Source organism: Thermodesulfobacteriota bacterium, assembly GCA_039028315.1.
Taxonomy (GTDB): domain Bacteria; phylum Desulfobacterota_D; class UBA1144; order Nemesobacterales; family UBA2774; genus CR02bin9.
This window is the reverse complement of sequence record JBCCIH010000230.1, coordinates 1-3,070: the sequence shown is the minus strand read 5'-3', so window position 1 is coordinate 3,070 and position 3,070 is coordinate 1. Positions and strand designations below refer to the sequence as shown.

The 3,070-nt window shown below is 43.7% G+C and carries 6 protein-coding genes; 4 read left to right on the top strand and 2 right to left on the bottom strand.

Translation table 11 applies throughout. From position 1 onward, the window contains the following. Both AAF462_11290 and AAF462_11285 read left to right on the top strand, forming a co-directional pair. Window positions 1-195, top strand: a 195-nt coding sequence (locus AAF462_11290; protein MEM7009706.1) for a PPOX class F420-dependent oxidoreductase, incomplete at its 5' end; no start/stop codon positions are given. 19 nt (window positions 196-214) lie between these two features. Next, a complete protein-coding gene (locus AAF462_11285; protein ID MEM7009705.1) occupies window positions 215-607 on the top strand; it encodes a nuclear transport factor 2 family protein in 393 nt (130 codons plus the stop codon). A 189-nt stretch (window positions 608-796) separates the two neighbouring features. On the opposite strand, the gene AAF462_11280 is transcribed toward AAF462_11285, so the two are convergent. Next, window positions 797-946 carry a hypothetical protein gene (locus tag AAF462_11280; GenBank protein ID MEM7009704.1) on the bottom strand — a complete coding sequence of 50 codons (150 nt, stop codon included), beginning with the start codon at window positions 944-946 and terminating at the stop codon, window positions 797-799. 110 nt (window positions 947-1,056) lie between these two features. On the opposite strand from AAF462_11280, the gene AAF462_11275 reads away from it, so the two are divergent. Then, window positions 1,057-2,061 carry a zinc-binding alcohol dehydrogenase family protein gene (locus AAF462_11275; protein ID MEM7009703.1) on the top strand — a complete coding sequence of 335 codons (1,005 nt, stop codon included), beginning with the start codon at window positions 1,057-1,059 and terminating at the stop codon, window positions 2,059-2,061. Further along, window positions 2,062-2,295 carry a hypothetical protein gene (locus tag AAF462_11270; protein ID MEM7009702.1) on the top strand — a complete coding sequence of 78 codons (234 nt, stop codon included), beginning with the start codon at window positions 2,062-2,064 and terminating at the stop codon, window positions 2,293-2,295. It begins immediately after the preceding gene. A 45-nt stretch (window positions 2,296-2,340) separates the two neighbouring features. Here AAF462_11270 and AAF462_11265 read toward each other — a convergent pair. Beyond that, window positions 2,341-3,070: hypothetical protein (locus tag AAF462_11265; protein MEM7009701.1), on the bottom strand; the 730-nt coding region annotated here is incomplete at its 5' end.

Genomic DNA, 3,070 nt, shown 5'->3' with positions numbered 1-3,070 from the left:
GATTCTGAGAACCCCTACCGTCAGGCAATGATAAGGGGAAAAGTGGTTGAAGAAACCCATGATGGTGCGTTTGAGCATACAGATGTTTTGGCGAAGAAGTACATTGGGCAGGATAAATATCCATATCATCAAGAGGGCGATGTAAGGGTGATTTTTAAAATTAAGCCCGACAGTGTTTATAAAATAGATATGTAGAATTTAACGGAGAACAGTGATGAGCGAAAATGCAGTTCAAAAATTTTTATCAGCCCTTTTCAATCAGGATCTAGATCAGGCGATTGAAGCTGTACATGAAGACGCCGTGTTCTCAGCCCCTGGGCCCGACACCGTCCCTAACTACAGAACTTTTCATGGCAAGAAGGGAGCAAGAGAATTTATTGCCATCCTAGGCGAGCTCTTTGATACAGAGGCATTTGAGGTATATGAATTCATAGAAAAAGACGATTATGTATTTGCCATTGGGCTTATGAAACACCGAGTAAAGAAAACCGGGCGGCTTTTTGAGTGTGAATGGGTACTGGTTTGCAAAGTTAAAGATGGACAAATCATATCATATAAGATGTTCGAAGATACTGCAGCACTGGAAAATGCCTATTTGGATAGGTAAGAATAAAAAAAACCCCGGCGCAATCATTAAATCACGTCAGGGCCTATATTGCTTCTCTCGGGCTACGCCCTGTTGAGCAGAGAACATATGCCGGAGCAAAGTTCTTAGCAACTTTTTATATATCAATACTACAGTTGTAGTAATAAATAATCAGCTACGTAGAACTTTAACGTTGGCAGACACTGTCTGCTATGACTGGGTGCCTTCTGAATCACGTGTTGTGTCTTCAGTTGTAGCGCCTTTATCTTTTCCGCCGCAAGCAAACACGTCTGATGAAGTGATTGCCATACTACCAAATGCTAGTCCTAATGCTAGTGCTAATGTAAGAACTAATCTCATAATTAACGCCTCCGCTTTTGGATATAAACAAAGTGTAGCTTAGGATGCTGGATATTACCAGCATTTTTATTTAGACTGACTACGAATAAAGTCAAAAAGGAGAGTCAAATATGAAAGCTATAGGCTACAACGAGGCAGGCCCGATCACTGCCCCTGATTCACTTATAGAATTTGAGGCGGCTAGGCCTGAAATAGGGCCCAAAGACCTTTTGGTTGAGGTAAAGGGAATATCTGTAAACCCTGTGGACGTAAAGGTTCGGGCAATGTTTGGACCTGAGAGCGGCACTAAGATAATTGGCTACGATGCAGCAGGCGTGGTTGTCGAGGTTGGCAGCGAAGTTAGCCATTTTAAGGTAGGAGATGAGGTCTTCTACGCAGGCGACCTTACTCGCCCTGGAACAAACTCTGAGCTCCACGCAGTTGATGAGCGAATTGTAGGAAAAAAGCCCACATCTCTTGGATTTGCTGAAGCAGCAGGTTTTCCTCTAACATCAATAACAGCTTGGGAGCTTCTTTTTGATTCGCTTCGAATAAATCATGGCGAAGGCACAGGAGAGAGCCTATTAGTAATAGGCGCCGCCGGAGGGGTTGGATCAATTCTTATTCAACTCGCCAAAAAACTTACAGGGCTTACGGTAATAGCCACCGCATCAAGGCCTGAAACAATAGAGTGGGTGGAGAAAATGGGCGCTGATCATGTAATTAACCACAGAGAATCACTTGTTGAGCAAGTTAAGTCTCTTGGGCTTGAGCCCCGATATGTCATCTCACTATCAGGAACAAAAGGACATTTCCCGGCAATCGTAGAGCTTATAAAACCCCGCGGACACATTGCTATTATTGATGATCCAGACTCTCTTGATATGAACAGCATCAAATTCAAGGCTCTTAGCTTTAGCTGGGAGTTTATGTTTGCACGCTCTATGTTCCACACAGAGGATATAGAAGTTCAGCACGAATTACTTAACCGGGTATCTGAGATGATTGATAGTGGTGAAATTGTCTCAACAGTAACCAATAATTTGGGCAAAATGAGCGCTGAGAACCTCAAAAAGGCCCATGAGCTTCAGGAAAGCGGCCGCGCTATTGGAAAAAATGTACTGGAAGGGTTTTAAATGGACGCACTATCACTTTTTGGCTTATTTGCCGTGAGCGCTATGCTTGTGTTCTATGCCCTTGAGAAAAGGAGCCACTGGTATATTTTAGGCTTTGCTTTTGCCTGTATGCTGGGCTCAGCGTACGGATTTTTACAAGGCGCCTGGCCTTTTGGTGTAATTGAGGCCATATGGTCTCTAATCGCTCTTAAAAGATGGCATGGCGTAAAGCATACAAGCAAAGAAGCCATGTAATATACAGCTATCTCAGATGGTTACATTTAACACTTAAGGTAAATACTAAAGTGGTATAAAACGCTTGATTTTGCCAGTTTCTGGGTGATGAGGTAGGGAATCCACTATTTCAAATGATATTTCCACATCTTTTAGGCCATATTTGTGAAGGTTTTCTAGGATTACGTCCTTTATCTCATCGAGCTCAGGCTCACCTCCGCAAACGAGCTTAATATCAGCCCCCTTCCCTGTTTGCACGATCTGAAACTCTTCGACCTCTTTCTCAAGCTCTAAAATATCGCTAAATGCTGTTGGATGGACTTTTTTATCGCCGTATTCAAACCAAAACGTGGCTTTGCCCAATATTCTGGTTACGGTTCTAAATCCCGGGAACTCTGGCAATGGCGGCCCTATTTCTATAATATCATCCACTTCATAGCGGATCATAGGCATTGCAAAATTGGTCAAATTTGTCGCAAGCACCTTCGCTGCGTCCTCTACATTGGATACGGGCTTGTTGTTTTTGTCGACCACCTCAAATATTGCTCCGTCATCGCATGTGACCATATATGGGCTATTCCATGTTTCTACTGCCATAATCCCTATTTCACAGCAACCCCAGCAGCTAGATGCTTTTGTGCCCCATGCTTTAAGTGCGCGGGCCCTTATATCATCGTCTTGAGGCCCTGAGTTGGTATTGACCCAGCGTGGGTGTATATCGAGCATCCCTTTTAGCTGTGCTGCGGAAAGCTCGGCAACTGATGAAGCATATGCAGTAAGGTGAGTGGGTCTAAAT